Genomic DNA, 26,656 nt, shown 5'->3' on the forward strand with positions numbered 1-26,656 from the left:
CCCACCCTAGGCCGCTCGCGCCCAACGGCGCCCTGCCAACCGGGCCCTACACTGCCCCTCGGTGCACTCCTCCGCTGCAGGCCCCGAGCCGGCGGCCGTCCTGGTCCCCGTGAAGGCCTTCCGGGCGGCCAAGAGCCGCCTGGCCCCGGCCGTGGACCCGACCACCCGAGCCTGTCTGGCCAGGTCCATGGCCGAACGGGTGCTGGCCGCCGCCGCTCCCCTGCCCGTGGCCGTCGTCTGCGACGACCCCGAGGTGGCCGAGTGGGCAGCCGACCGGGGGGCCCTGGTGCTGCCCGCCCCGGGCATCGGCTTGAACCGGGCCGTGGCCAGCGGTCGGGCGGCCCTCGCCGCCCGAGGGTTCGCTCGGGTCGCCGTGGTCCACAGCGACCTGCCGGCCGCCCGGAACCTCGCCGGCCTGCTGGGCTTCGAGGGCCTCACGTTGGTCCCCGACCGGCACCGGGTCGGCACGAACGTGCTCTGCCTTCCGAGCGCCTTGCCCTTCCCCTTCTCCTACGGACCGGGTTCCTTCGAGCGTCACCTGGCCGCGGCCCGGGCCAGCGGCCTGCCGGTCCGGATCCTCGAACCCTTGGAACTCACCTGGGACGTGGACCTGCCCGACGACGTGGCCGCCGCCCTGGCGCACCTCGGCCCGAGCTGCCTGCCGGCATGAACCCGCCGGCACCGGGCCCCGCGGGGGGATCGCGCTTCGAGCTGCCCGTCGGCCAGCTGCCCGAGGCGGGCTCACCGAGCACCGAGCTGCCCCGGCCCGACGTTGCCCTGGCCATCGCCGCCCACCCTGACGACGCCGAGTTCGCCTGCGGAGCCACCCTGGCCCGCTGGGCGGAGGCCGGTTGCGCCGTCTTCGAGCTCGTGCTGACCGACGGACAGAAAGGCACCTGGGAGCCCGACAGCGACCCGGCCGCCTTGGCTGCAGCGCGCCGCGTCGAGCAGCAGCAGGCCGCGTCCCTCCTCGGTGTCGCCTCGGTCGACTTCCTCGGCTTGACCGACGGCGAGCTCCAATCCGGCCTGGCCGAACGTCGCCTGGTCTGCGCAGCCATCCGGCGGATCCGTCCCGACGTGGTCCTCGGCCACGACCCCTGGCGCCGCTACCGCCTGCACCCCGACCACCGCCACGCCGGCTGGCTGACCGTCGACGGCGTGGTGGCGGCCCGGGACCCGGCGTTCTTCCCGGACCTCGGCCTGCCTCCCCACCGGCCTCGGACCCTCCTGCTCTTCGAGCCCGACCAGCCCAACCACGTGGAGCCGGCCAGCCCCGAGCACCTCGACCGCAAGGTCCGGGCCCTCTTGGCCCATCAGAGCCAGCTTCGCAGCACCATGGGCATCGACCCGGCGGCCACCCCGGAGGAGGTCGAGGCGGCCCGCGCCGCCTTTCGGGACGCCGTGGTCCGCCAGGCGGCCCAACACGGGGCGCTGGCCGGACTGTCGGCCGGGGAGGCGTTCCACCGCATCGAGCCCCTCTGAGCCGCCCGATCCCTCGACCCCTCTCCATCCCGGGCGCTCGCCCCTGGGGCCCTTCGGACGCGACGGGGAGCGGGGTGGCCCCTGCGCACCCCGCTCCCCGTCCACGTCACCCGACGATGCCCGACACGAAGCACCCCGCAGAGCCCGACGGACCCTGCACCGCCAGCCGTCTGGCGTCGCCGGTCAGGAGGTGCCTGGTGATCCTCAGGCGAGGCGGCTCTGCCAAGGCCCAGCCGTCCCCGCCAGGGGGCTCAGCCTCGACGCGTCCCGCGCCCGCTCGTGGTCCCGCTCCGACGAGCCGTCGGCCGGGCCGCCACTCGGGCCGCCGCAGCCGGCCGACTGACGGTCTTGCGAGCCACGGCCTTCTTCGCCGTCGCCCGCGTCGTGGTCCGCTTGCTCGCCGTGGCCTTCGTGGCCGCCGCCTTGCGGGTCGTCCGCCCGGCGCTGGCGGCCGCGGCCGTCCGCTTGCTCGCCGTGGCCTTCGTGGCCGCCGCCTTGCTGGCCGTGGCCTTCGCCGTCCCCCGGGTCGCCCGAGTGGTCGTCGATCCCGCCGGCAGGCTCAGCTTCGGGGCCTTCAGAGGGGCTTTGCCGTTCACCACCTGCTTCAGGGCGACACTCGGCGAGAAGCTGATGCCCTTGCTGGCGGGGATCCGCACGGCTGCGCCCGTCTGCGGGTTCCGACCCGTCCGGGCAGCCCGACGGGTTTGCTTGAAGGCGCCGAAGCCCACCAGCGACACCCGCCGACCGGCCTTCACCTCGCTCACGATGGTGTGCAGCATGGCGTTCACGGCGTTCTCGGCGTCCCGTTTCGCCAACTGCGCCGTCTTGCCAACGGCCTCGATCAGCTCTGACTTGTTCACCGCCACCTCCTGGTTCGTCGCGGATTCCCCATATCAAAGAAGGTTTCGCCTCCCAGGTCAAGCATCGCGCCTTCGGACTCCCTGAGAATGCGGCCGAAAGCGGCCCAGGAGCGCAGGCGCGCCGCCCGAGCCGGATCGTCGAAACAGCGAAAACACCTTGTGGGAGAAGGCCATTTCGCCCTCGCCCAGAGGACTGACGAGTCGTGGGAGGATCGGGCGGTGCAGACGCTGCCCGACGGTCGCTACGAAGCCCTGGTGCTGGAGGCCGACAACCAACCCCAGGGTTGGCGCCTGGCGGTCGTCCTGACCCAGGGCCCCTTGGCCGGCACCGTCGTCGATCTGCCACCGCTGCCGGATCCGCCGGCCGTCGATCCCTTGAGTCTCCTCGGCCAGCCTGGCATCCTGAGCGTCCAGGGCGGCTCCCTGCGCTTCACCCCCGACCCCCCGGCATGAGCTCCCCCGCTCCATCCGCCCCTCGGACCGCTCCACGCGGTGCCCGCCGTTCCCCGCACCGTCCCCTGGAGCACCGTGCCCCTTCCGACCGATCCCCCCGACGACCTGACCGATCCGAGCGACGTACCGAACAGCCGCCCCGCCTCGTTGGCGCCCGGGCGCGATCTGCCCAGCCGACCGCCGGATCCCGGTCCTGAACCCTCGGTTCCCGCTGCCGCACCAGCAGATCCGACCGCCGCCCGCCCGGCCGACCTCGGGCACCAACGCGCCCTGGCCACCGTGCGGGCCCTCCGAAACGCCAGTGCTGGCGGGGTGGTCGTGGGCGCCGACGTCAAGGGCCTGCGCTGGTGCGAGCCGGAGCAGGCGGTCATGGTGCTCGGACCGCCCCGCTCGGGCAAGACCAGCGGGGTCATCGTCCCCTCCATCGTCGCCGCCCCCGGCGCCGTCGTCGCCACCTCCACCAAGCCCGACGTGGCCTCGGCCACCGCCGCCATCCGCCGAGGGCTGGGCCCCTGCCTGCTCTACGACCCCTCGGGCACCGTGCCGCCGGTACCCGGCACCGAACCGCTTCACTGGTCCCCCGTGCACGCCTGTCGGTCCTGGGACGAGGCCGTGCTGCTCGCCGCAGAGATGGTCGAGACCGCCGGCAGGCTGCGCGGCGCTGGTGGGCGCCTGGAGGCGGCAAGCCACTGGACCGAACGGGCGACAGCCCTCCTGGCCCCTCTGCTCCACGCCGCCGCCCTCCTCGAGGCCCCCATGGCCGAGGTCCTCCACTGGGTGGACACCCGCCGACCCGACCCCGCCCTGGCCGCCTTGTCGGACGCCGCTGCCGACGTCGCCCTCGACGGGCTCAGCGGCGTCCTCGCCACCGAGCAGCGCGAGCAGAGCGGCATCTGGTCCACGGCCGCCGGAAGCCTCGCCGCCTACCGCAGCACGGCAGCCCTGCGCAGCACCGAGGGACCGGCCTTCGATCCTCGGGCCTTCCTGGACGCCGGCGGCACCCTCTACGTTGTCGCTGCCGGCAGCCGCCAGCGGACCTTGGCTCCGCTCGTGGTCGGCCTGCTCGGCCAGATCCGCCAGGCGGTCTACGACCGGGCCGCCGCCTGGGCCCTCGCTCGGCCCGACACCGACCAGCGCCCACCGGCCGTGCTCTTCGCCTTGGACGAGCTGGCCAACATCGCTCCCCTGCCCGACCTGCCGGCCATGGTCAGCGAAGCCGGGGGGCAGGGCCTCACGGTCCTGGCCTGTCTCCAGGACCTCTCCCAGGCTCGGGCCCGCTGGGGCCTGGCCGCCGAGGGCTTCCCGTCCCTCTTCGGCTACACCCTCGTCCTGCCCGGCATCGGCGACGTCGCCACGCTCCGGGCCCTCTCGGCCCTGGCGGGGGACCATGAGGAACGACGGGTCTCCCTCAGCCATCCCCTCCCCGCCCCGACGACCGGGGCTCGGGCGCTCGCCCGCCGCCTCCTCCTCGGCCCCGACCCCGCCGGTCGGCCCCGTCCCACCCGGACCCTGGCCCCCGTCCACCGGCCCCGTCTCCCCGTCGACGTCCTGGCCCGCGGCCAACCCGGCCACGCCGTCCTGGTCGATCCCCGGAACCGCCTGACCACCGTGCGCCTCACCCCCTGGTTCGCCGCCGAACCCTGGCGCAGCCTCCTCGACCCTCGAAGTCCTGGCCTCCCCCGCCGGCCCGAGCCGGGAGCCGACCCCGACCCCCGGCCCGAGGCCCAGCGCGTGGCCCCCTGGCCCGAAGCCCAGTCGAGGCCAGCCACCCCGCATCGGGCCGTGGCGCCCGACCCCGGCCACCCCTTCGAGCCCTAGGCCACCCCTGGCCCAGGCGGCCTCGGCGGCCAGCCCTGTCCCGTGTCCCGCCTCGGGGTCGCAGGCCTCAGGATCGTGGGCCTCGGGACGGGTCCGCCGTGCCCACCCCGGCACGCTGGCCAGATGCGAGACGAACAGGTGTTCGGTACGGTGGGGAGGTGCGCTCGGACCTCCTGCCGAACCCCCGGACCAGCCGGCAGCCGCTCGGGCTGGCCGCCTTGCGGGCAGCGGTGGAGCCCTTGGGGGGCGCTGAGGGCCGGTGGCTGCCCCCGCCACTGGCCCTGGCCGACCTGCTGCCCGAGGGCCTCCGGCGGGGCTGGGTGGTCCAGATCGAGGGGGGCTGGCGGGGTGGCACCAGCCTGGCCCTGGCCCTGGCGGCCGCGGCCGGCGCCCAGGGGAGCTGGAGCGCCTGGGTGGGCCTGCCGACCTTGTGCCCTTTGGCTGCTGCTGAGGCCGGGGTGCCCCTCGAGCGCTGTCTGCTGGTCCCCCAGCCCGGGGCGGCGTGGGCAGAGGCGGTGGCCCTGGCCCTCGAAGGGGTGGACCTGGTGGTCGCCCGCCCCCCCAAGCGGGTGTCGGCCACGACGGCCCGACGCCTCCACGGTCAGGCCCGGCACCACGGCAGCGTGCTGCTGCTGCTCGACGGCCCCAGTTGGCCAGAGCCCCTCGATGTGGTGCTGGAGGTCCGCAGCGCCAGCTGGCACGGCGTGGAGGAGGGCCACGGCCATCTCCAGGCCCGACGCTGCCAGGTGCTGCGGACCGGCCGGCGCAGCGGTGGCGTTCCCCGGACGGCTGCGGTCTGGCTGCCCGGACCGAGATGACCCCGGACCGAGCCGGTGCGATGGAACGGTTCTTGGTGGTCCACTGCCCCGCCTTGGCCCCCCTGGACGACCGGGGCCGCCACGCCCGGGGCCTGGCCCAGGTCCTGGCGCTGCTCCAAGAACTCTCCGCCCGGCCGCCGGAGGCCCTCGGACCCGGCCTGGCCGCCTTGGCTACCCGTGGCCCGGCCCGCTACTTCGGGGGCGACTGGGCCCTCGCCGCGCACGTCCGGGACCTCCTGGCGAAGCGGCTGGGCCTGGAGGGGCACCTGGGGGTGGCCGACGGCCTCCTGGCGGCGGTCCTCGCAGCCGAACTGGCCGCCCAGGGGGGCCAGGAGCCCGTGGTGGTCCCCCCGGGGCAGAGCCCGGCCTTCTTGGCCCCCTGGCCGGTGGCCGTCCTGGGCCAGCCGAAGCTGGCCGACCTCTTGGCCCGCCTGGGCGTCCGGCGGCTGGGCCAACTGGCCGCCCTGCCCCCCGCCGCCGTGGCCGAGCGCCTCGGCACCCTGGGCCTGGCCTGCTGGCAGGTCGCCACCGGCCAGGCCAGCGAGCCGCCCGGGCTCCGCCGAGCGGTCCCCGGCCTCCCCGAGGCCCAGGCCCTCCTGGCCCACGACCACCAGGCCCCCAGCCGCCGGGGAGCCAGCCGTCGGGGAGCCGGCCGGCCGGCACCCGGGGCAGCCGAGCAGGACCTCTTCGGGGCCCGGGACCGCGCCGGCCAGCGAGCTGCCCGGGCGGCGACGCAGCTCCAAGCCCTGCTCGGCCCCGAGGCGGTCCTGCGGGCCCGGCTCACCCCAGGACGCAGCCCGGCCACCCAGGTCCGGCTGCTGCCCGTCGGGGTCGGGCGGGAACCCTCGGGGGCCCAGCCCTCCGACGCACCGTGGCCCGGGCGCCTCCCCACCCCCTCCCCCGCCCTGCTCCTCCAGCCGCCCCGCCCCGCCGAGCTCTGGGACGCCCAAGGCCGCCCGCTGCGGGTCGGGGCCAACGGGCAGCTCTCTGGCCCCCCGGCCTGGCTGGCCACCCCCGAGCTCCCCGGGCACGACCGGCCTCCCCGGCACCGCTGGGCCCTGACCAGCTGGGCCGGCCCCTGGCCCCAGGACGAGCGCTGGTGGGCCGCTCGACGGCGGCGGGCCTACCTGCAAGTGGTGGCGACCGAGCACGCCTTCCTCGTGCTCCAGGAGGGACGACGCTGGTGGCTGGAGGGCCTCTACGACTAGGCCGGCAGCGCCCCTCGGGCGCCGAAGCGGCCTACGCCGAGCTGCACTGCCACTCCCACATGAGCTTCCTCGACGGGGCCAGCGCCCCCGAGGAGCTCGTGGCCCGGGCCCAGCACCTCGGGCTCAGCGCCCTGGCCCTCACCGACCACGCCAGCTTCGGCGGGGTGGTCCGCTTCGCCCGAGCGGCGGCCGCCGTGGGCCTCCCCACGGTCTTCGGGGCCGAACTCACCCTGGTGGGCTGGGACGAGCCCGAGGTCCCGCCGCGGCGCACCGGCCTGCCCGACCCCCCCGGCACCCACCTGGTCGTCCTGGCCCGGGACCCCGAAGGGTACCGGCGGCTCAGCCGCCTGCTCGCCGAGGCCCACCTGGCCGGCCAGGACCGCCTAGGTCCCCGGTGCCACCTGGCCGACCTGGCCGAGGCCCACGGCGGCCACTGGATGGTCCTGACCGGCTGCCGCAAGGGCCCCCTGGCCCGGGCCCTCGAGGCCGGTGGCCCCGCCCTGGCCCGCCGGCGGCTCGCCCAGTTGACCGACGCCCTGGGCGCCGCCTCGGTGGCCGTCGAGCTCTGGCACCACGGCGACCCCCTGGACACCGCCCGCAACGACGCCCTCGCCGAACTGGCAGTCCGCCAAGGGCTGGAGCTGGTAGCCACGAACGTGGTCCACTACGCCACCCCGGCCCACTGGCCCCTGGCCACCGTCCTGGCCGCCGTCCGGGCCGGCCGTCCCCTGGCCGAGCTGGAGCCCTGGCTGCCCGCCCACCCCGCCGCCTGCCTCCGCTCCCCCGCCGAGCAGGCCCGCCGGTTCGCCCGCTGGCCCGGGGCGGTCGAGGCGGCGGCCCGCATCGGGGCGGCCTGCGCCTTCGACCTCCGCCTCCTGGCCCCCGGCCTGCCCCGGGGCCTGGCCCCCCCGGGGTTCGACGACCAGACCTGGCTGACCCAGCTGGTCCACCGAGGAGCCCAGGACCGCTACGGCCCCCGGGAGGCCGAGCGGGTTCCGGGAGCCTGGGCCCAGCTGGACCACGAGCTGGCCGTCATCGGCCAGCTCGGCTACGCCGGCTACTTCCTGGTGGTCCACGACATCGTGACCTTCTGCCGCCGCCACGGCATCCTCTGCCAGGGCCGGGGCTCGGCGGCCAACTCGGCGGTCTGCTACGCCCTGGGCATCACCCAGGCCGACCCCGTGGCCCTCGGCCTGCTCTTCGAGCGCTTCCTCTCCCCCGCCCGCGAGGGCCCCCCGGACATCGACCTCGACATCGAGTCCTCCCGCCGGGACCAGGTCTTCCAGTACGTCTTCCGCCGCTACGGCCGCCAGCACGCCGCCCAGGTGGCCGCCCTCGTGACCTACCAGCCCCGCTCGGCCGTCCGGGACGTGGCCCGGGCCCTCGGCTACCCCGAAGACCAGGTGGCCCGCTTCCGTCAGGCCCTCGAGCGCCGCCAGGCCCCCAGCCAGGCCCCGACCCTCCCCCCCCTGGTGGCCGGCCTGGCCGCCCAGCTCCTCGACACGCCCCGCCACCTCGGCCTCCACAGCGCCGGGGTGGTCCTCGCGGACCGGCCCATCGTCGAGATCTGTCCCGTCCAGTGGGCCCGGACCCCGGGCCGCAGCGTCCTGCAGTGGGACAAGGACGACTGCGCCGCCGCCGGCCTGGTCAAGTTCGACCTCCTCGGGCTCGGCATGCTCGACGCCATCCACCGCACCCTGGATCTCGTCGCCCAGACCTGGGGACAGCGCATCGACCTGGCCACCCTCCCCCAAGAACCCGAGGTCTACGACCTCATCTGCCGGGCCGACACCGTCGGGGTCTTCCAGGTCGAGAGCCGGGCCCAGATGGCCACCGCCCCCCGGGTCCAGCCCCGCTGCTTCGCCGACCTGGTCGTCCAGGTGGCCCTCATCCGCCCCGGCCCCATCCAGGGCGGCTCCGTCCACCCCTACCTCCGCCGGCGCCAGGGCCTCGAGCCCCCCGAACCGCCCCATCCCCTCCTCGGCCCGGCCCTGGCCAAGACCCTCGGCGTGCCCCTCTTCCAGGAACAGCTCATGCACATCGCCATCGACGCCGCCGGCTTCAGCCCCACCGAAGCCGACCAGCTCCGCCAAGCCATGAGCGCCAAGCGCTCCCAGGCCGCCATGGCCGCCCTCCACGACCGCCTCCGGGCCGGCATGGCCGAGCGGGGCATCCCCCCCGAGACCGCCCAGCTCATCATCCACAAGCTCCAGGCCTTCGCCAGCTTCGGCTTCCCCGAGAGCCACGCCATCTCCTTCGCCTACCTCGTCTACGCCAGCGCCTGGCTCAAGCTCCACTATCCCCCGGCCTTCTACGCCGGCCTCCTCGACGCCCAGCCCATGGGCTTCTGGTCCCCCCAGACCCTCGTGGCCGACGCCCGCCGCCACGGCGTCGTGGTCCGCCGCCCCCACGTCAACCGCTCCCAGGCCACCGGCCACCTCGAGACCGATCCCCGAAGCGGCCAGGTCGTCCTCCGCCTCGGGCTCGGCCTCGTCCGGGGCCTCGGCCCCGACCTGGCCCGCCGTATCGCCGCCCACCAGCCCTACCGCTCCGTCGACCAGTTGGCCCGCCGCTGCGGCCTGGGGTCCCAGCAGCTCGAGGCCCTGGCCACCGCCGGGGCCCTCGTCGGCCTCCCCGCCCTGCCCCGCAGCCGGCGTCTCGGCCGCCGTCAGGAGGCCCTCTGGGTCGCCGGGGCCCTCGGCACCCCGGGGGCGGCCCACGGCGTCCAACGCCTCCCGGGCATCGCCAGCGCCGACCAGCCACCCCCGCTCCCGCCCACCACCCCGACCGACGAGCTGGCCCGGGACCTCTGGGCCACCGGCCTCACCGTCGGCCCCGGGGCCATGGCCCTCCTCCGCCCTGCCCTGGCCGCCCGGGGGGTCCTGCGCGCCGCCGACCTCCGGGCCCTGCCCCCCGCCGGCCCCGACGGCCCGAGCAGCCCACAGGTCACCGTCGCCGGGGTCGTCACCCACCGCCAACGCCCCGAGAGCGCCCGGGGCACGGTCTTCCTCAACCTCGAGGACGAGACCGGCATGGTCGGCGTGGTCCTCTCCCCCGGCGCCTGGGCCCGCTGGCGCGCCCTGGCCCAGGCCCCCGCCCTGGAGGTCCGAGGCCGCCTAGAGCGCACCGGCCCCGTGGCCTCGGTGGTCGCCGAGCGCTTGGCTCCCCTCGCCCTCGGCGACCTCGCCGTCCCGCCCTCCCGGGACTTCCGCTGAGTCTCAGGCCCCGCCCCAGACCTCTGCCGCCGTCTCCACGACCAGCCGCAGCTTCGCCCACTGCTCCTCGGGCCCCAGCCGGTTCCCTTCCACCGTCGAGGAGAACCCGCACTGCGGCGACAAGCAGAGCTGCTCCAGGGGCACGTAACGGCTGGCCTCCTCGATCCGCCGCTTCAGCTCGTCCTTCTTCTCCAGCGCCGGCCGCTTCGTCGTCACCAGGCCCAGCACCACCATCTTCCCCTTCGGCACGAACCGCAGCGGCGAGAAGTCCCCCGAACGGGCGTCGTCGTACTCCAGGAAGAACCCGTCCACCGCCAGCTCGTTGAACAGCGCCTCCGCCACGAAGTCGTACCCGCCCTCCGCCGTCCAGCGCGACTGGAAGTTCCCCCGGCACAGGTGGGTGGTGACCGCCATGCCCGCCGGGCGGTCCGCCAGCGCTGCGTTCATCTGCCGGATGTACCGCAGGTGCTGGTGCTCGGCGTCGTCCCCCCGCTCGGCCAGCATCGCCCGTTGCCGGGGATCGTTCAGGTAGGCCAGGGAGGTGTCGTCCAGCTGCAGGTACCGGCACCCCAACGCACCCAGCCGCCGGATCTCCTCGGCGTAGGCCGCGCTCAAGTCCGCCCAGAAAGCCTCCATGTCCGGGTAGATCGCCGGGTCCACCGCGGCTGGTCCTCCCCGGTAGTGCACCATGCTCGGCGACGGGATCGTCAGCTTCGGCACCGCCTCGCGCACCTGGTCCCGCAGGAACTCGAAGGCGTCCCCGAAGATCGTCTCGGCCAGGTGGATCCGCCCGGTCACCTTGATCGCCGCCGACTCGAAGGTCACCTCGCCCTGCTCGTCCCGAAACGGCACCGCGATCCGCTCCGAGGTCGGCTCGATCCCCCCCAGCTGCTGGATGAAGTCCATGTGCCAGGCGGTCCGCCGGAACTCCCCGTCGGTGGCCGACTGCAGGCCGATCTCCTCCTGCTTCGCCACCACCTCCCGGATCGCCTCGTCCTCGACCTCCCGCAAGGCCTCCCGGGAGATCCGCCCGGCCTGGAAGGCCTCGCGGGCAGCCAGCAGGGCGGGGGGCCGCAGCAGGCTCCCCACATGGTCCGCCCGGAACGGCGGCACCTGCCGCCGCCCGCCCCCCTCTGCCCCGGCCCCTCCGGCCATCGTTCCTCCCTCGACCCTCGACCTCCCTCGGCCCTCGGCTCCCCTCAGCCCTGCCCGGGCAGCACCACCCGACTCGGCGCCACCTTCAGCAGCACCCGTCCCTCGGGCCCGATCGGGTTGACGTAGGGCCCCCCGGTGTACTTCCGCGACAGCTCCTCCAGGTGCTCCCGCGCCCGGGGCTCCCCGACGGTCTCCACCACCCGGCCCCGGATCTCCGCCCAGTCGTAGGGGTTCTCCGCCGAGTGGATCAGCACCGTGATCCGCGGGTCCCGAGCCAGGTTCTTCGCCGCCTGCCGCTGCGGCTCGGTGTTCACCAGCAGGTGCTCCTCGTCGCAGTCCACCCAGCGCAGCTGGGCCTGCGGCTGCCCGTCGGGCATCAGGGTCACCACCGTCGCCAGGTTCTTCCCCTTCGCCAGCCGCTGCACCGCCGGGGGCAACGCCATCGCCCGCACCTCCTCACCTCGGAACCGCCAGCGCCACGGCCGCGCGATCCCCTCCCGTTCCTCCGCAGGGAGGCTAACGGAGCCCGCCGCTCGTCGCGCCCGCGCCGGCCGCCCGGTCTGGTCGACCCGGGCCTCGTCGACCCGGGTCTAGTTGACCCGGGCTGGGCTCGGCTCGGGCAGCTCCGGCTCGAAGCGGGCGGCGAAGACGATCCGCAGCTGCAGCGCCTGCTCGCAGTACCGGCAGCGCACCAGCCGGGGGACCACCCGACAGGCCATCGTGCCCCCCTCGTGCCGCACCCCGTAGCCTGCGCAGGGACGCCCGTCGAGCTCCTCGGTGCAAAACGCCACCGAACCGTCCCGGTGCACCACCAAGCACCCCCTGCACGCCCAGCCCACGGCACGCCTCCGTCCCCACCGGTTCGTTCCCGGCGCCTCCGTCCACGCCGACCGATGGGCTCCTTGGGGTCCTCGGTGCTCGCCGCGTGGGCCTCCAGCCAAGCTCCCCACAACCCCGCCTACGACCGGCTCGCCTCGCGCCCCTCGGCGGGCAGGCCCGTGGGGAGCCCCAACTCGCCCAACTCACCTGGCTCGCAGCGCGGACAGGCGTCGGGCCCCCAGACCAGCCGGCAGCTCCACACCGCCCGGTGCGGCTGGTCCAACCCCTCGCAGGCTCGTCCCTCGTTCGGCTCGCTGCACCACACCGTGCCGTCCCGGTGCACCACCAGCTCGCCCGGACACGTCGTCATCCTTGACCCCCGTCTCGGTTCCCTCATCGTCGGCCACCGGGGGCACCAGCTTTCCCATGGCGAGGACAACCGTCGGAGGTGCCGGCGCCCCGGGGCCGCCCGGGCCACGAGACCTCCCTTCATCCCCTCGGTCGTTGTGGAGTTTGTGTGTTTTGTTGTGCAACGGCGAGCGACGGGCGGGGCCGACGGTGGGACGCCGACGACGCCCCCGGCAGGCGGCGGGGCAGTACCAGGCCAGGTCTCCGGATCCCCTGGCAGGGCAACGAGCGGGCTCAGGGCTCCGCTGGGGCGCCGCTGGCCACGGGGGCCTCGAGGAGCTCGACCCGCACCTCGCTCCGGTCCTCTTCGAGTACCAGCTGGGTGCCCACGGCCTCGGCGGCGGCCCGCAGGACCTCGAGCGAGGGCAGCTCGGCCCCCGGGGTGCGCTGGGCGACGAGCAGCAGGCGCCCGGGTCCGGGCACCTCCAGGCGCAGCTCCTCGGTCGCCTTGGCCAGGGAGCGGACTGCCTCCTCGACCAGCCGGGCCAGCACCACGGTGATCCCGGGCGGCTCGGCCCGATCGAACTCGGGGGGAGGCCAGCCCGGGACCCAGTGGCTGGGCGTGCCGACCAGTTCCCGGACGCTCGCCAAGGCCGTCTCGATCACCTGGGCGGGGGTCACGCTGACCGGGTCCAGGGGCCTGGCTACCGGGCCTGCGGCCTCAGCCCACTCCCTTGCCGACCGGGCCTGCTCCAGCCGCCAGAGCCCGAGCAGCAGGCGGTCGCCGCCGACCCCGGCCCGGGCCTCGGCCCGCTGCCACGCGGCCGAGACCTCGGCGGCCTGTTCCTGCGCCGTGCGCGCCGCCCGCTCGGCGACGCGGACCCGCTCGAGGGCCTGGTCGCGCTCGCCCCGCAGGGCGACCAGCTGGTCCTCCAGCCGGCGGCGGGCCTCGGCCTCGTGCTCGGCTCGGTCGGTCGCGGCCGCCAGCTCCCCCCCGAGACGACCCGAGCGCCGCCAGCCTGCCGCGGCGGCGACCCCTGCGGCGAGGGCCAGGCAGGCGAGGAGCAGGAGGCCCAGGAGCATCGGGCCGACGCTAGCGCTCCCTGGGACCGGGGCTCGCCCACGCCGCCGATGCCTCGAACCGGGCCCCGGCCGTGGGCCGGATCCCGCAGATGCTCAGATGTCGGTGTCGGCCGCCTCTGGTCGTCCCGCCCGGCTCCGGGGCGGCAGGCTGGCGAGGGCCGCCGGGGGGTCCTGCCAGAGGGGCGGCAACGTGCCGGCGCGGGCCGCCTGGATGGCCCGCCAGACCCGCTCGGGGGTGCAGGGCATGTCGAGGTGCCGGACCCCGAGATGCGCCAGGGCGTCGACCACGGCGTTGTGGACCGCTGGGGTGGCCCCCACGGTGGCTGATTCGCCGATGCCCTTGGCGCCCAGGGGGTTGCGAGGGGTGGGCGTGACGGTGCCGCTGACCTCCAGGGAGGGCAGTTCGGCGGCCGAGGGCATGGCGTAGTCGGCCAGACCGGTCGTCCGGGGCTGACCGTTCGAGTCGTAGACGACTTCCTCGTAGAGCGCCTGGGCGATGCCCTGGGCCGCCCCGCCGTGCTGTTGGCCCTCGACGAGGAGCGGGTTCACCACCTGCCCGCAGTCGTCGACTGCCACGTGCCGCAGGGGGCGGACCGCCCCGGTGTCCAGGTCCACCTCCACGACGGCCACATGGGCCCCGAAGGGGAAGGTCGGCTCGTCCTGGACCAGGTCCACCTGGGCGGCCAGGGGCATGCCGTCCTCCTCGGCCCGGGCGGCGAGCTCGGCCCAGGAGACGCCGCGGCTGGGCACCCCGGCCACCGTCAGCTGGCCGTCCTCGCTCACCACGAGGTCCTCGGGGGCGGCCTCGAGGGCGGCGGCCGCCAGCTCGCGGGCCCGCCCGAGGACCTCCTCGCAGGCCGCGGCCACCGCGGAGCCACCGACCTGGAGGCTCCGGGAGCCGCCGGTGCCGCCACCGCGAGGAACGAGGGCCGTGTCGGACTGGACCACCTCGATGGCCTCCAGGGGGACCCCGAGGCGGTCGGCCACCACCATGGCAAACGCCGTGGCGTGACCCTGCCCGTGGGCCGAGGTCCCCACGGTCACCTGCACCCGGCCGTCCGGCCCCACCCGGACCCCGCCGAGCTCGCTGCCCGCTCCCCCGGCCGTGACCTCGACGTAGACGGAGACCCCGATCCCGAGAGCGAGGCGGTCACCCCGGGCTCGGCGCTCGGCCTGCTCGGCTCGCAGGGCCTCGTAGCCGGCCAGCTCGAGGGCCCGGGCCAGGACGCCCGGGTAGTCCCCAGAGTCGTAGCTGGCCCCGGTCAGGGTCCGACAGGGCAGCTCCTGGGGGGTGAGGAGATTCCGGCGCCGCAGCTCCACGGGGTCCAGACCGAGCTCGGTCGCCGCAAGGTCCATGGTCCGCTCCAGGAGCTCGCAGGCCTCGGGTCGACCGGCTCCTCGGAACGCCCCGACCGGCGTGGTGTTCGTGAGGACGGCAGCCGCCGAGTAGGCCAGGGCGGGGAGGCGGTAGACGCCTTGGGCCATCAGGCGGGTGGGGCCGAGGGCGAGGGCCCCGCCGAAGCCGGCATAGGCGCCGGCGTCGCCGACCGCCTGGATGCGGGCCCCGACCAGCCGGGCCTGGTCGTCGAAGCCCAGCTCCACGTAGTCGACCTGGCCCCGGCCGTGCATGGACAGCAGGTTCTCGCCCCTGGTCTCCACCCAGCGGACCGGCCGGCCGAGGCGGCGGGCGGCGGCCATGACCACGAGGTGCTCGGCCACCACCCCGGGTTTGCCCCCGAAGGCCCCGCCGACCGCCGGGCAGCGGACCCGGAGCCGCTCGGGCGCCATCCCGAGGGCCCGGGCCGCCCGGGCCTGGAAGCCGTGGGGCATCTGGGTGGAGACGTCGACCACCAGGTCGAACGGGCCACCAGGCTCGCCGGGTGCGGCCAGGATGGCGTGGCCCTCCATGGGCACGGCGGCTAGGCGCTGGTTGAGGAGGCGGAGACGGGTCACATGGTGGGCGCCGGCCAGGGGGTCTTGGCCGTCGTCCCGGAAGCCCGCCGCCAGGTTCGTGCCGAGCTCCTCGAACTGCAGGGGCGCGGCAGGGTCCAGGGCGGTTTCGGGGTCCACGACGGCCGGCAGGGGCTCGATGTCGACCTCGACCGCCTCGACGGCGTCAGCGGCGGCCTGCTCGGATTCGGCCAGGACCACCGCCAGCGGCTCGCCGACGAAACGGACCTTGTCGTCGGCGAGGGGCGGCCGGGCGCAGGCCTCGTTGAGGACCATGAAGCCGTGGAAGGGCGCGAGGCCGAGGTCCTTCGCCCCCCAGACCGCCACCACCCCGGGCATGGCGGCCGCGTCGGCGGTCTTGACGGCCCGCACGCGGCCGTGGGCTTCGCTGGAGCGGACGAAGCGGGCATGCAGCAGGCCGGCCGGCTGCAGGTCGGCGACGTAGCGGGCAGCCCCGGTCAACAGGTCGGGGTCCTCGAGGCGGGGCACACGGGTGCCGAGGATCGAGCCGGGCATGCCGGCAACCTACCGGCTCGGATTCACGAGCAGGCCACCAGCCGCCAGCGGTTCCGGCCAGCTCGTTTCGCTTCGTACATGGCGTCGTCGGCTACGCTGACCAGGACGTCGGGGTTGCCGAGGGGTTCTCGGGCGGTCGCCACGCCCACGCTCGCGCTGACCTGGACCTGGGTGCCGCCGACCTGGATCGGCGACCCGAGGGCAGCGACGATCCGCGCGGCCACGTCCCGGGCCACGGCGGGGTCCGAGGGCAGGTCGGCCATGGCCACCACCAGCTCGTCCCCGCCAAAGCGGGCCACGCAGTCGGTCGGGCGGGCGATGGACCGGAGGCGCTCGGCACTGACCCGCAAGACGGCGTCCCCGACCCGGTGGCCGTAACGGTCGTTCAGCTGCTTGAAGTGGTCCAGGTCGATGAAGTAGAGGGCGACGGTTCGTCCTTCCCGGCCGTTCCCGGACCCGCCGCCCAGCCGCTCGAGGTACCCGTAGAGGCCCCGGCGGTTCTGGGTCCCGGTCACCGGGTCCACGCTGGCCAGCTCGGCCAGCCGGGCCTGCTCCCGCTGCAAGGCCTCGGCGAGGGTCCGGGCCCGGTCGTCGAAGAGGCGGACCGACTGGAGGGCGGCTTGGGCGTTGCCGACCAGGGCCCCGGTCCGCAGTCCTCGGACGACGGCCTCCGAGGCTCCTTCGGCTCGGCAGGCATCGACCAGCACGGCCACGAAGGCGTCGAGGGTGGCAAGGGTGCCCCGCAGGACCCGTTCGAACCCCCCGCCGATCGCCGCCATGCGGCGCCCCACGAAGGCCACCTGCTGGTAGGCGTCGTGGTCGGCCGCCTCCCCCGTGGCCACCCAGCGGGCCAGCAGCCGGGTACCCGCTTCGACCGAGGCGTCCTGGTCGGCCTGGAGGGCCTGACGCAGCTCCTCGGGTAGCTCGGCGTCCAGGCGGGCGGTCCGCTCGGCCACGTAGGCCTGGATCGCCGGGATGGCGGCCACCAACCGCTGGGCCACGGCCGCCCGCAGGTCCTCGGTGCCCGGCGCGAACGCTGCGCCCAGTTCCTCGTTGCGCAGCGCCGCTACCAACGTGGCCACCACCGGGGGGGAATCCGGGGCGCCACCGGTGCCCTGCCCGCCTCCGGTCTCGTCCATGCCGTCCTCGCTGCTCCGAGACCCTATCGGCGTCGGGCACCCCCTGCTTGAGGATCGCACCCGCCAGCGGCTTGGTCCCAGGCGGCGGTGGCCGGCTCGACGTGGGGCGGGCCGCCCAGCACCGGTCCGCTCCCACTCGGACCGGGCCGGGCGGCCCGCCGCCGTTCTCGGGTCTCCAGCGGGGGGTGCCGGCGGGACCCGAGTCTCCCGCCACCGACCTGGCTCAGGGAATCGAAGAGGCCTGGGCGGCGGCGATGTCCTGCGCGGCGTCCGTGGGCGTCAGGAATCCCTCGGCCTCGTCGGCCTCCGCCGCAGCCGTGACCTTGGCCACGTAATCGGGGTGGGTGGGGTACAGCTGCGCCAACTCGGCCGCCGGCAGGGGCAGGAAGGAGCCCGAGAGCAGGCACAGCCCTTCGTTCCGTGCGGCGGTGTCGGTGATCGGGAGGGCGCCTTCGGTGAAGAAGTCCAGCTCTGCCGTGAGGTCCTGGAAGAGCGTGAGGGGCGAGAGATCTTCCAGGTCCAGCGTCGAGACGTTGATCGGCGAGGAGTACTCGGTTGGCACCTGGGCCTGGGGTAGTTCCACGCCACCCGAGGCCAGCCCGAACTGGTTCGTGTTGACCACCTGGACCGCACCACCGAGCACCGAGGTGGTTGAGAGCGGCGACTGCTCCGCCGGAGCGGGAACCCCGCTGGTCACCCACCGCTGCAGGTCGGCCAAAGCCGCTTGCTCGGCCTGGTAGAGGGGCATGTTGTCGGCCTGATTGAGCCCGTTCACCAGGGGGCTGACCCCTCCGATGGGGGTTCCGAAGCTGGCCTCGTGGTCGTCGATGTGCGAGGCCCCGGCCACTTCCCAGATCCGCAGCTCGTTCGTGGCGGGCTGCAACGCCAGGCTGGCGCCGAACTCCTCCACGTCGCCCTGCGTGTTCACTTCCAACACCGGGGCGCCCGGGTTGCTCCGGATAGAGGCCGGGGCAGGACTGGTCGAGAGCAGCCCGCTGCCGAGGGGCGCCGCCGTGACGGACCGCCCCACAAGCAAGAACCCGTCATAGGCGTGGGTCAAGGGCTCGAAGGCGTTGACGTAGGTGGTCAACCGGAAGGCCGATTGGGAGTCCCCGGCGGCGATCAGGTCCTTCGGGTCGAGGCCCCCCAGGATGGTGGCGGCATCGGCCCGGATCGCCTCGGCCGCTTGGGTGAAGATGCCGTAGGACTGCCCGTCGCTCTGGTCCCCCAACGAGCCGTACCGCTCGGGGTCCCAGGTCTTCAGGTCCTCCATCCCCGCCCGCTGGGCCGTGACGCCCACGTAGGCGTAGCCGTCGGCCAGCAGCTCGGAGGCGTCCTCGGCCCACACCGGGTCGACGTCCGCTCCCGTCGAGTCGTTCAGCCACTCCACCACCACCGTCCATTTGAACTTCGCCGGGTTCGTCGGGTAGCGGACCAGGAACCTGGTCGTATACAGCACGTTCGCCTCGGCCACCGGGACCTGCCAGTCTCCGTTCGACGCCCAGGCCCCCGAGCGCCCATAGACGTCGTCGGTGCCCGAGAGCAAGAACTCCTTCTGCACGTAGCCGTCGGCGGCCAGGTCGATCGTTGGGGCGCCAGGGTAGAGCGGGGTGGTGGGCACGGCATCGAAGGGGTAGCCGTGCTCCCCGGCGTCAGCCGGGATCGGCGTCACCGTCGGCAACGCACCGCCCCCGGCGGCCAGGGCCGACGAGCTTCCGCTCCCGGTGCTGCCCGAGGGGAGCGACGTGATCCCCGGCAGCCCTTGACAGTCGGCCAACAACAGGCCCGCTCCGAGGAGGGAGCTGGTCACCCCGATCGTTCGTGCCCTGCCCATTGGCCGCTCCTGCCGTCCCCGCCACACCGCGCCCGTCACAACGCGCGTCGTTGCCTGTCTCCCACGTACTGTGGCAATTCTTGGGTTTGACTGATTCCCACATCTGCTTAACATGGGAGCAAGCCCCCGTCAAGGGAAACAGGTATCTATTTTTGGCAAGCCGAATCGAGGTAGTGGCTCCCCGACCTTGAGACGAGGCGACGCCAAGCGTCGGCGTCCGGTGCCGACGTCCGCCGGCCTCGGCGTCGGGCTTCAGCGGCGCCGGGTGACCGCCAGAGTCATGCCTCGCCGTCGCAGCCGCTCGACCAGCGCCCAACCGAGCGCGGTCGCCGGGGTCAGCACGCCGGCCGCCTCGGGCAGCCGGTCCCGGTCCTCGGCCAGCGCCAGGGCGGCCTCGCTGAGCATGACGGCGGTCGCGGCGTAGCCCGGGTCGCCCGTGCCGGCGACCACGGACTCGTAGCGGGCCCCGGTGACGGTCCGGGCATGGAGCACGGACCGGAACCAGCCGGCTCGACGCGCCGCCGCCGAGGGACCCTGGCCTGGAGCGGGCAGGAGCCGATCGAGCAGACGCCGGATCCGCGGCTGCTCGAACGCCCGGAGCGCGAGGCCCTGGGCGGCCGCCAGCCCACCGGCTTCGACCAAGCCAGTGGCCCCTGGACGGCCGCCGGTGGCCTCCTGGTAGCGCAGTGCCCTGCCCCAGGCGTGGCCGAGAAGCGCGTTGGAACGCCGCACGATCCGGGTGTTGAAAGGCGCCATGACGAACGGCGCGACCCAGCCGCCGGCCAGGTCACTCCAGCGAGGCGGCCACCGATCGGGCTGGTCGCCCAGATCCGGTTCGAGGGCCCGGGACGGCGAAAGGGCGTAGGGGTCCAGCACCACCGCCCATCCCCCCGGGTCGGCGGCCAGGGCCTCGAGCTGGGCCCGGTAGGAGTCGATGGTCCCGCCGCTCAGCCCACCCCTGGCCCGGGCGACCAGGATGGCCTCGGCCAACGCTCCAGTCCCTTCGTCTTGGGCCGCCGACGCGGCCAGGAGGACCGCCAGATCCGAGGGCACCGAGTCGTAGCCACAGGCGTGGACCAGCCGGCAGCCCTGCTTGACGGCCCGCTCGTGGAGCTCGTCCACGCATCGCCGGACGAAGAGCACCTCCCCGGTGAGGTCGCAGTAGTCCGTCCCGCTCGCAGCGCACGCCTCGGCTAGGGGAAAACCCAGACGCTGATAAGGCCCGACCGTCGTCACCACGACACGCGCCTGCTCCGCCACGGCCCGACAGCTGCGGGGGTCCAGGGCATCAAACCGGAGCCGGGCCCAGCCGGTGGCACCGGGCGTCGCCTCGGCCACGGCAGCAAGGCGGTCCGGCCGACGGCCAGCCAGGGCCACCCGCAGGCCGTCCTGGCTGGCCGCCGCCAGTTCGGCAGCCACCAACCCCCCGACGTAGCCGCTGGCTCCGGCCACGACCACGTCGAAGGGACGATCGCTTCTCTCCCCGACCATCCGGGGCAGCGTACCGGCCTTCCAGGAAGCCCCTCGGCCGCTACGCTCCCGGCGCCGGCGTAGCTCAGTGGTCAGAGCAGGGGACTCATAATCCCTTGGTCGCGGGTTCGATCCCCGCCGCCGGTACCCGACGCCTACCAGCGAGCCCGGCCCTCGTTCGCCGCGACTGGGCCACTACTGGATGCTGCTCGACGCGCTGAAGGTGCAGGCCGCTTCTGACGGGGCGAAGTGCAGGTAGCTCGTGCATTCGCCGAGGCTGATCGACCCGTGAGCGAGCGTGGCGGAGAGCGCCGAAGGGATCGAGCCAGGCGGCTGCGAGGCAGAACCGCTGTGCTGGGGCACGGCGAGGGGCGTCAGGGTCGCCACCGTCCCATCGTCCCCAACCGTTCCCCTGAACGTGAAGACCACCGAGGTCTGCCCGTCCTGGTAGACGAAGTCCACCGATCCCCCGATGGACGATGCGGTGCTGGTGTTGAGCACCACGAAGTAATGGGGCGTCCCGACCCCCCCGTCGACGTAGACACCGGTCCCCACCAGGGGGGTCGACGCTGCCGCTGCCGTCGACGACGACCCCGGCGCATCCGAACCGGTCGCCGCCACCCGCTGTGGATGGCTGCTCGTCGACACCGACCCGGCGGACCCCGCAGCGGCCCGGACCGACGAAGAGCCGGGGTGGAGCAGGTAGCCCACGAAGCCAGCCACGACCAGCGACCCGAGGAGCGCCAGCCCCCGAACGGCAGGACCCAGCAACCTCGTCCAGCCCCGTTGCGGACTTCCCGGCATCGCCCCCCTCCTGTTGGACGCAGCCGCCGGACAGTACTCCCCTCGGTGCGCGGCGCAAAGGCTGCCTGCCGGCGTCGCGGGCCAAGAGCCCGCCCGGTGCCGGCCGGCCTGGTGCCGGTCCCTAGAGCCTACACCGGTCGGCCGGGTCGGTGCGGGCCCCGCTCGTCACCGCACGGACACCCCTACCCCCTGGGTCACCGCCTCTCGATCACTGCCCTTGACCGAGCGAGAAGCCAGGCTCGCCGTCGAAGGTGAAAAGACCCTCGGTCTTGATGAAGGGCTGGCCGGCTGCAACCAGGCGGCCGAGGAGGGCGACGACGTCGTCGTAGGCCACCGGGCTGGTGCCGTCGGGGGCCTGGAAGCGGCAGCGCCAGTGGTCGACGCAGAAGGTCTCGGGGATGCCGCCCGGGTAGACCTTCTGCCCACGGTTCGTGATCATCACCAGCTGCAGCGGGCCGGCGTTCGCCTCGAGGACCTTCGCCAGCTCCTCCACCGGCTGCCGGGAGTCCACGAAAACGTCGATGCCCACCAGTTCCTTCTTCGCCGGCGGCCGCTCCTTCACCGCCACCGAGATCCGCTCGGCGCTCGCCGGGTAGTGCACGGCCCGCAAGGTCTTCGGCTCCTCGCCCAGCCGGGCGATGACGGCGTCGGCGAACTGCGACGTGCCGACCTTCTCCTTGGAGACCTCGGGATCGAAGATGTCGTAGGTGTGCACCCCGTCCTCGATGGTCCGGAGCCACGCGTTGTGGACCCGCTCGGCCACGTCGCCCTGCCCGATGTGCACGAGCATCTGGACGGCGGCCAGCAGCAGGCCCGAGGGGTTCGCGACGTTCTGGCCGGCCCGCCGCGGCGCGGAACCGTGGATGGCCTCGAACATCGCGACCTCGCTCCCGATGTTGGCGCTCCCGGCGAGCCCGACCGAGCCGGCGATCTGGGCAGCCACGTCCGAGAGGATGTCGCCGTAGAGGTTCGGCAGCACCACCACGTCGAAGGCTTCGGGGGTGTCCGCGAGCTTGGCCGCCCCGATGTCGACGATCCAGTGCTCGGACTCCAGGTCCGGGTACTCCGCCGCTACCTCGTCGAAGACCCGGTGGAACAAGCCGTCCGTGATCTTCATGATGTTGTCCTTCGTGAAGCACGTGACCTTCGACCGGCCGTAGCGCCGGGCGTACTCGAAGGCGTACCGGATCAGCCGCTCGGTTCCCGGCCGGCTGATGAGCTTCAGGCACTGGGTGACGTCCTCGGTCTGGCGGTGCTCGATCCCGCCGTAGAGGTCCTCCTCGTTCTCCCGGACGATGACCACGTCCATGCCCGGGTGCTTCGTGGCGATGAACGGCGAGTACGACGGGCACGGCCGGACGTTGGCGAAGAGGCCGAAGGCCTTCCGGACCGTCACGTTCAGGCTCTTGTAGCCGCCTCCCTCGGGGGTCGTGATGGGGGCCTTCAAGAAGACCTTCGTCCGCCGGAGCGACTCCCAGGCCTCAGGACCGATCCCCGCCGTGTTGCCCGCCTTGTAGACGGCCTCGCCGATCTGGATGACGTCCACGTCCAGGTCGGCTCCACCTGACGTGATGATCCGCAGCGTGGCGTCCATGATCTCGGGCCCGATGCCGTCGCCGTAGGCGACCGTGATCGGGACCGTCCTGCTGGCCTGGGTGGTCATGCCGTGCTCCTTCCTCACCACGCCGCTCGATGACGCTCAGGACCCCTGGTCAGCGCAAGGGTCGCGGCCCGGGACCCGGGTCGCCGTCGGTTCCACTCCCGACACGAGGGGCCGGGTTCTCGGAACGCCCCGTCACCCCCCGCCGGGGCCATGATAGGTGAGTCCCCCGTTGCCCAGCAGGGCCAGGGCTCGGCCGCTCGGCGCCCGGTCCTCCGAAGCGGCGCTGGCTCCGGCGGCCTCAGGCCCCTGGTCGGGCGACCCGAGCCCCCTCGCCGAGGAGCTCTCGGAAGTTGCCCACGAAGAAGCGCTCCCGCGCCTCGGGACCGACGCCCTCCATGGTGGCCAGGAACTTCCCGATCGGGTCCCGACCCCCCTCGGGGTGGGGGAAGTCGGAGGAGAACAGGAACAGCTCAGCCCCGGCCTGCTCGATCATCCACCCCACCGGTTCACCCGGGAACGGGGTGAACTTGAGGTGCTCCCGGACGATCTCGGTCGGTCGCCGGGCGAGTCGCCGGAGGGGCTCCTCGGTCCGGGAGAAGCTGTCGACGGCGTACTCCAAGCGCTGCAGCCAGGTCACCACCCATCCGGCGCCCTGCTCCATGCAGCCGCCCCGCAAACCCGGGAAGCGGTCGAAGACCCCGTCGAGCACCAGCACACCGAGGAAGACCTCCGGCGAGTGGGGGATGGCCAGGAAGTCCTTCGAGCGGACGTTCTCCCCACCCCCCAGGTGATCGGGCACCGGCATGCCGTTCTCGTGGAACCGGGGGTCCAGCAGCCGCCCTCCCCCGCCGACGTGCAGCACGAAGGGCACCCCGGCGTCGGCCAGCAGGCCCCAAAAGCCCTCCAGCGCCGGGTGGCTCGGCGACCGGTCGCCGGCCGGGCGAGACGGCACCATGACCGCCGCGCACCCAAGGCCGATGGCCTCCTCGGCGAGGGACACCGCCCGGACCGGGTCGGCCAGCGGCACGTAGGCCACTGGCCGCAGCCGGCGGTCGACGGCACAGAACTCGGCCATGGCCCGGTTGTGGGCCCGCGCACCGCCGTAGAGCAGGTCGAGGTCCCGGCCCAGGAAGGCGCTCGTGGCGAAGGTCGAGAAGACGAGCTGGGCCTCGAACCCCAGCTGATCAAGAGCCAGGACCCGCTCGGTGGGGTCGAAGGCCCCGAGGGCCGACCAGCCCTTGTCCCGGAGCAGCCGTTCCTCCGCCTCGCGCCGCGCCTCAGCGTCTGCCACCCGGGCCTCGGCCCGCCGCCTGGCCTCCGCCACCACCCCCGCCACCGGGCCGCCGAGGACGTCCCGCAGCCGCTCCCGCACACCCGGCTCCGCGAAGCGTTCCAGCCAGCCCGGCACCTCCATCAGATGGCTGTCGGCATCGGCGCACACCAAGGTGCCTGCGTACGACATGCCCCACCCCCTCGTCTCTGCCTGAATCGAATCCTATTCAGTGGGTGGCGAAGGACAAGGGGCCACTCGATCGCCTCGAGGCCGGCTTCGGCGCGATACTGGGCATCTCGACATACGACGTCCGACGACGGGGTCCGCCGGCTGTGGCACCTCGACGCTCAGGGCCGGGGGCGAACGCTGTGGTCGCCGCCACCGGGCCCTCGCCGCCGGCGAGGGGAGGGATGTCCGATGCGTACCCACGCAGTCGCCTTGCTGGCCCCCGGCCAGGACTGGGAGGTCGTCGAGTTGGACCTCGACCCGCCGAAGGTCGGCGAGGTGCTGGTCCGTTTCGAGGCCTCGGGCCTCTGCCACACCGACGAGCACTCGCACCAGGGCGACATGGTGCCCCGGTTCCCCATCGTCGGCGGCCACGAGGGTGCGGGCGTGGTCGAGGCCGTCGGGGAGGGTGTGACCCGGGTTCGGCCCGGGGACCACGTGGTCACCTCGTTCATCCCGGCCTGCGGGAAGTGCCGGTTCTGCGCCAGGGGCCAGTCCAACCTCTGCGACTTCGGCGCCCTGCTCATGGTCGGCTGCCTGCCCGACGAGACCTTCCGCTTCCACCTCGGGGATCAGGACGTCGGTGGCATGTTCGGCTTGGGAACCTTCTCCCAGTGGGCGGTGGTCTCCGAGCACGCCGTCATCCGGATCGACCCCGACATCCCCTTCGAGGCGGCCGCCCTGGTCGGCTGCGGCGTCCCCACCGGCTGGGGGTCGGCGGTCCACGCTGCCAGGGTCCAGCCCGGTGACACCGTCGTCGTCTACGGCGTCGGAGGGGTGGGGAGCAACGCGGTCCAAGGAGCCCTCCACGCGGGGGCCGAGCACGTCGTCGCGGTGGACCCCCTGGAGAACAAACGCGAGTTCGCGAAGCGCCTGGGGGCGACTCACGGCGCCAGGGACGCCGAGGAAGCAGCGCGGATCGTCCAGGAGCTCACGCGGGGCGTGGGCGCCGACGCTGCCATCTTGACCGCCGGGTTGGTCACCCAGGAGCTGGTCAGTGCCGCCTACGCCGCGATCCGCAAGGGTGGCACGGTGGTCCTCACGGGGGTGAACAAGGCGGAGCTCCTGACCGTCCAGATCTCCGGCTTCGACCTGACGGTCATGGAGAAGCGCATCCAGGGCTCCCTCCTCGGGTCCTGCAACCCCTTCGAGGACGTTCCCCGCCTGCTCTCCCTCTACAAGTCCGGCCACCTCAAGCTCGACGAGCTCATCACCACCCGGTACCGACTCGACCAGGTCGGCCAGGCCTACGAGGACCTCCTGGCCGGCAAGAACATCCGGGGCGTCCTCGTCCACGAGCACTGAGCCCGCCGGCTCCCGGGCTCACCGCAGCTGCGCCTCCTTCGCCGGCTCGCTCAGGAGGCGCCGGTGGCGGTCACCGTGAACCCACCGGTGTCGCTGAAGCTCGACGAGGGAGTGGCGAGGACCTGGCCGCCTTGGACCAGGTCGATGGCCGCCCGACCCGAAAGCGTCCCTTGGACGGCCAGCCCGCTGAACTGCACCGGTGGGCTGTAGGGCGCCAGGGGCAGGAGCTGCCCGCTTTGGGCGTCGGTCGGGGCCTCGACGATCCACTCCGCCGATGCCATCGGTCCCTGGTACGACTGGTCGGTCTGGAAGCGCTGACCGTTCGTGTCGTCCACGAGCTGGATCTGCCACGTGCCCGGGCTGACCTCCCCGATGTTCACCGTCACCTTGTCGCCCGGGGCGACCGTGAGCGAGGCGATCGGCGTCGCCGGGGCCGGCAGCACTTCCCACCAGGCATAGAGCTCGAACGCCCCCGGGTCGTTCGGGTCCGGCTGCTCCGCGACGCCGGCCTGGATCAGGGAGCTGTCGCCCCACCCGTCGATCCCCACCCAGATCCCCAGCTGGGCCGGGGGGGAGGCCGCCGTGGTGAGCGATGGCACCGTCAACGTCCCCCGCACCCCCGTCAGGTCCGAGCCCACCGTCACGTAGCCGGCCCAGTTCTCCGAGGGCAGCGGGGGATCGGTGATGCTCAGGCTCGCCTGCGCGCTGTCGGCGGGAACGGCGCTGTCGGTGACCTCCACCTCGAAGGTGTAGGTGCCACTGTCCACCGGATCCCCGCTGATGGTCCCGTCCGACGACAGCGACAAGCCCGGCGGGAACTGCCCGCCGACCAGCCGCCAGGCGTACGGCGCCTGCCCACCGCTCGCTTCCAGCTCCGCCTGGTAGGGCGCGTAGAATGGGGTGCCGCCGGCAGGATTGACATCGACCGACGGTTCAGGCAGCCCGCTGGTCACCACCTGCAACGGGGGAAGCCCGCTGGCAGCCTGCTGGCTCGACCCCGTTCCCGACGCCGCACCTTGCCCGCTGCTCGCGCCTGTCCCCTGGCCCACATCGCCAGTCGGTGCTGCGATCAAGCCGACGACCGCCACCCCCACCGGCGGCCGCTCCGAGGCCGGCAACCCCGGCACCGACCCGAAAAACCGGGCATCCCCGAAACTAAACACCCCCCCGTCGGCCGCGACCAGCCAGTACCCCCCACCACCAGGGGCCGCCGCCATCCCCACCACCGGCGCCGCCAACTGGAGATCCCCCGCCGAACCGAAGAACGACGCGTCCCCG

At 74.0% G+C, this 26,656-nt stretch carries 21 protein-coding genes and 1 tRNA gene; 9 read left to right on the forward strand and 13 right to left on the reverse strand.

The annotated features are described in order from the left end of the window. Positions 1–61: 61 nt before the first annotated feature. Together cofC and Acit_RS10550 are read left to right on the forward strand one after the other, a co-directional pair. On the forward strand, positions 62–670 hold the full coding sequence (cofC, locus tag Acit_RS10545) for a 2-phospho-L-lactate guanylyltransferase (RefSeq protein ID WP_248108879.1): 609 nt from the start codon (positions 62–64) through the stop codon (positions 668–670). After that, positions 667–1,482: a PIG-L deacetylase family protein gene (locus tag Acit_RS10550; protein ID WP_248108881.1), complete on the forward strand. Its 816-nt coding sequence runs from the start codon at positions 667–669 to the stop codon at positions 1,480–1,482. The genes cofC and Acit_RS10550 overlap by 4 nt, the downstream gene beginning before the upstream one ends. Positions 1,483–1,733: 251 nt before the next feature. On the opposite strand, the gene Acit_RS13995 is transcribed toward Acit_RS10550, so the two are convergent. Beyond that, positions 1,734–2,342, reverse strand: a complete 609-nt coding sequence (locus Acit_RS13995; protein ID WP_376746048.1) for an HU family DNA-binding protein — start codon at positions 2,340–2,342, stop codon at positions 1,734–1,736. 219 nt (positions 2,343–2,561) lie between these two features. On the opposite strand from Acit_RS13995, the gene Acit_RS10560 reads away from it, so the two are divergent. From Acit_RS10560 to Acit_RS10580, 5 genes are all read left to right on the forward strand, one after another. Further along, entirely contained in the window at positions 2,562–2,795 is a 234-nt protein-coding gene (locus Acit_RS10560) for a hypothetical protein (protein ID WP_248108884.1), read from the forward strand. A 279-nt stretch (positions 2,796–3,074) separates the two neighbouring features. Further along, complete coding sequence (locus tag Acit_RS10565) at positions 3,075–4,613, forward strand: type IV secretory system conjugative DNA transfer family protein (RefSeq protein WP_248108887.1); 1,539 nt, start codon at positions 3,075–3,077, stop codon at positions 4,611–4,613. Between the two features lie 158 nt (positions 4,614–4,771). Next, positions 4,772–5,431 carry a DnaE2-dependent mutagenesis accessory factor ImuA' gene (gene imuA', locus Acit_RS10570; RefSeq protein ID WP_248108890.1) on the forward strand — a complete coding sequence of 220 codons (660 nt, stop codon included), beginning with the start codon at positions 4,772–4,774 and terminating at the stop codon, positions 5,429–5,431. Positions 5,432–5,451: 20 nt separating this feature from the next. Then, entirely contained in the window at positions 5,452–6,639 is a 1,188-nt protein-coding gene (locus tag Acit_RS10575; RefSeq protein ID WP_248108892.1) for a hypothetical protein, read from the forward strand. After that, positions 6,612–9,854, forward strand: coding sequence for an error-prone DNA polymerase (locus tag Acit_RS10580; RefSeq protein ID WP_282436789.1), 3,243 nt, complete (start codon positions 6,612–6,614; stop codon positions 9,852–9,854). The genes Acit_RS10575 and Acit_RS10580 overlap by 28 nt, the downstream gene beginning before the upstream one ends. Before the next feature lie 3 nt (positions 9,855–9,857). Here the strand turns inward: Acit_RS10580 and Acit_RS10585 are convergent, their stop codons facing one another. The 8 genes from Acit_RS10585 to Acit_RS10620 form a co-directional block, all read right to left on the reverse strand. Then, complete coding sequence (locus tag Acit_RS10585) at positions 9,858–11,009, reverse strand: 5-methyltetrahydropteroyltriglutamate--homocysteine S-methyltransferase (protein WP_248108896.1); 1,152 nt, start codon at positions 11,007–11,009, stop codon at positions 9,858–9,860. A 44-nt stretch (positions 11,010–11,053) separates the two neighbouring features. Further along, positions 11,054–11,452, reverse strand: a complete 399-nt coding sequence (locus tag Acit_RS10590; protein WP_248108898.1) for a PPOX class F420-dependent oxidoreductase — start codon at positions 11,450–11,452, stop codon at positions 11,054–11,056. 147 nt (positions 11,453–11,599) lie between these two features. Continuing rightward, positions 11,600–11,818: a hypothetical protein gene (locus Acit_RS10595; RefSeq protein WP_248108900.1), complete on the reverse strand. Its 219-nt coding sequence runs from the start codon at positions 11,816–11,818 to the stop codon at positions 11,600–11,602. Positions 11,819–12,470: 652 nt separating this feature from the next. Further along, on the reverse strand, positions 12,471–13,259 hold the full coding sequence (locus Acit_RS10600; protein ID WP_248108903.1) for a hypothetical protein: 789 nt from the start codon (positions 13,257–13,259) through the stop codon (positions 12,471–12,473). Between the two features lie 93 nt (positions 13,260–13,352). Beyond that, entirely contained in the window at positions 13,353–15,725 is a 2,373-nt protein-coding gene (locus Acit_RS10605) for a xanthine dehydrogenase family protein molybdopterin-binding subunit (protein ID WP_248108905.1), read from the reverse strand. Positions 15,726–15,748: 23 nt separating this feature from the next. Beyond that, a complete protein-coding gene (locus Acit_RS10610; RefSeq protein WP_248108908.1) occupies positions 15,749–16,864 on the reverse strand; it encodes a GGDEF domain-containing protein in 1,116 nt (371 codons plus the stop codon). Between the two features lie 223 nt (positions 16,865–17,087). Next, positions 17,088–18,698, reverse strand: a complete 1,611-nt coding sequence (locus tag Acit_RS10615; protein ID WP_248108911.1) for an alpha/beta hydrolase domain-containing protein — start codon at positions 18,696–18,698, stop codon at positions 17,088–17,090. Positions 18,699–18,950: 252 nt separating this feature from the next. Continuing rightward, positions 18,951–20,189 carry a saccharopine dehydrogenase family protein gene (locus Acit_RS10620; RefSeq protein ID WP_248108913.1) on the reverse strand — a complete coding sequence of 413 codons (1,239 nt, stop codon included), beginning with the start codon at positions 20,187–20,189 and terminating at the stop codon, positions 18,951–18,953. Between the two features lie 53 nt (positions 20,190–20,242). On the opposite strand from Acit_RS10620, the gene Acit_RS10625 reads away from it, so the two are divergent. Beyond that, a tRNA-Ile gene (locus tag Acit_RS10625) sits at positions 20,243–20,315 on the forward strand. 48 nt (positions 20,316–20,363) lie between these two features. On the opposite strand, the gene Acit_RS10630 is transcribed toward Acit_RS10625, so the two are convergent. The 3 genes from Acit_RS10630 to Acit_RS10640 form a co-directional block, all read right to left on the reverse strand. Next, positions 20,364–20,891: a hypothetical protein gene (locus Acit_RS10630; protein ID WP_248108915.1), complete on the reverse strand. Its 528-nt coding sequence runs from the start codon at positions 20,889–20,891 to the stop codon at positions 20,364–20,366. Between the two features lie 289 nt (positions 20,892–21,180). Continuing rightward, positions 21,181–22,635 (reverse strand): NADP-dependent isocitrate dehydrogenase, encoded by a 1,455-nt coding sequence (locus Acit_RS10635; RefSeq protein WP_248108916.1) that lies wholly within the window; start codon positions 22,633–22,635, stop codon positions 21,181–21,183. Between the two features lie 238 nt (positions 22,636–22,873). Then, a complete protein-coding gene (locus Acit_RS10640) occupies positions 22,874–24,037 on the reverse strand; it encodes an amidohydrolase family protein (RefSeq protein WP_248108919.1) in 1,164 nt (387 codons plus the stop codon). A gap of 228 nt (positions 24,038–24,265) precedes the next feature. On the opposite strand from Acit_RS10640, the gene Acit_RS10645 reads away from it, so the two are divergent. After that, positions 24,266–25,378, forward strand: a complete 1,113-nt coding sequence (locus tag Acit_RS10645) for an NDMA-dependent alcohol dehydrogenase (protein ID WP_248108921.1) — start codon at positions 24,266–24,268, stop codon at positions 25,376–25,378. Positions 25,379–25,428: 50 nt separating this feature from the next. Here Acit_RS10645 and Acit_RS10650 read toward each other — a convergent pair. Then, the coding region (locus Acit_RS10650; protein WP_248108923.1) for a G1 family glutamic endopeptidase at positions 25,429–26,656 on the reverse strand (1,228 nt) is incomplete at its 5' end.

It is taken from the genome of Aciditerrimonas ferrireducens (assembly GCF_023130475.1).
Taxonomy (GTDB): domain Bacteria; phylum Actinomycetota; class Acidimicrobiia; order Acidimicrobiales; family UBA8190; genus Aciditerrimonas; species Aciditerrimonas ferrireducens.

Coding starts and splice junctions, on each gene's coding strand:
- Acit_RS10575 (WP_248108892.1), top strand. CDS start 5,452: ATGGAACGGTTCTTGGTGGTCCACTGCCCCGCCTTGGCCCCCCTGGAC.
- Acit_RS10600 (WP_248108903.1), bottom strand. CDS start 13,259: ATGCTCCTGGGCCTCCTGCTCCTCGCCTGCCTGGCCCTCGCCGCAGGG.
- Acit_RS10550 (WP_248108881.1), top strand. CDS start 667: ATGAACCCGCCGGCACCGGGCCCCGCGGGGGGATCGCGCTTCGAGCTG.
- Acit_RS10640 (WP_248108919.1), bottom strand. CDS start 24,037: ATGTCGTACGCAGGCACCTTGGTGTGCGCCGATGCCGACAGCCATCTG.
- Acit_RS10620 (WP_248108913.1), bottom strand. CDS start 20,189: ATGGTCGGGGAGAGAAGCGATCGTCCCTTCGACGTGGTCGTGGCCGGA.
- Acit_RS10645 (WP_248108921.1), top strand. CDS start 24,266: ATGCGTACCCACGCAGTCGCCTTGCTGGCCCCCGGCCAGGACTGGGAG.
- Acit_RS10585 (WP_248108896.1), bottom strand. CDS start 11,009: ATGGCCGGAGGGGCCGGGGCAGAGGGGGGCGGGCGGCGGCAGGTGCCG.
- Acit_RS10605 (WP_248108905.1), bottom strand. CDS start 15,725: ATGCCCGGCTCGATCCTCGGCACCCGTGTGCCCCGCCTCGAGGACCCC.
- Acit_RS10615 (WP_248108911.1), bottom strand. CDS start 18,698: ATGGGCAGGGCACGAACGATCGGGGTGACCAGCTCCCTCCTCGGAGCG.
- Acit_RS10610 (WP_248108908.1), bottom strand. CDS start 16,864: ATGGACGAGACCGGAGGCGGGCAGGGCACCGGTGGCGCCCCGGATTCC.
- Acit_RS10590 (WP_248108898.1), bottom strand. CDS start 11,452: ATGGCGTTGCCCCCGGCGGTGCAGCGGCTGGCGAAGGGGAAGAACCTG.
- Acit_RS10635 (WP_248108916.1), bottom strand. CDS start 22,635: ATGACCACCCAGGCCAGCAGGACGGTCCCGATCACGGTCGCCTACGGC.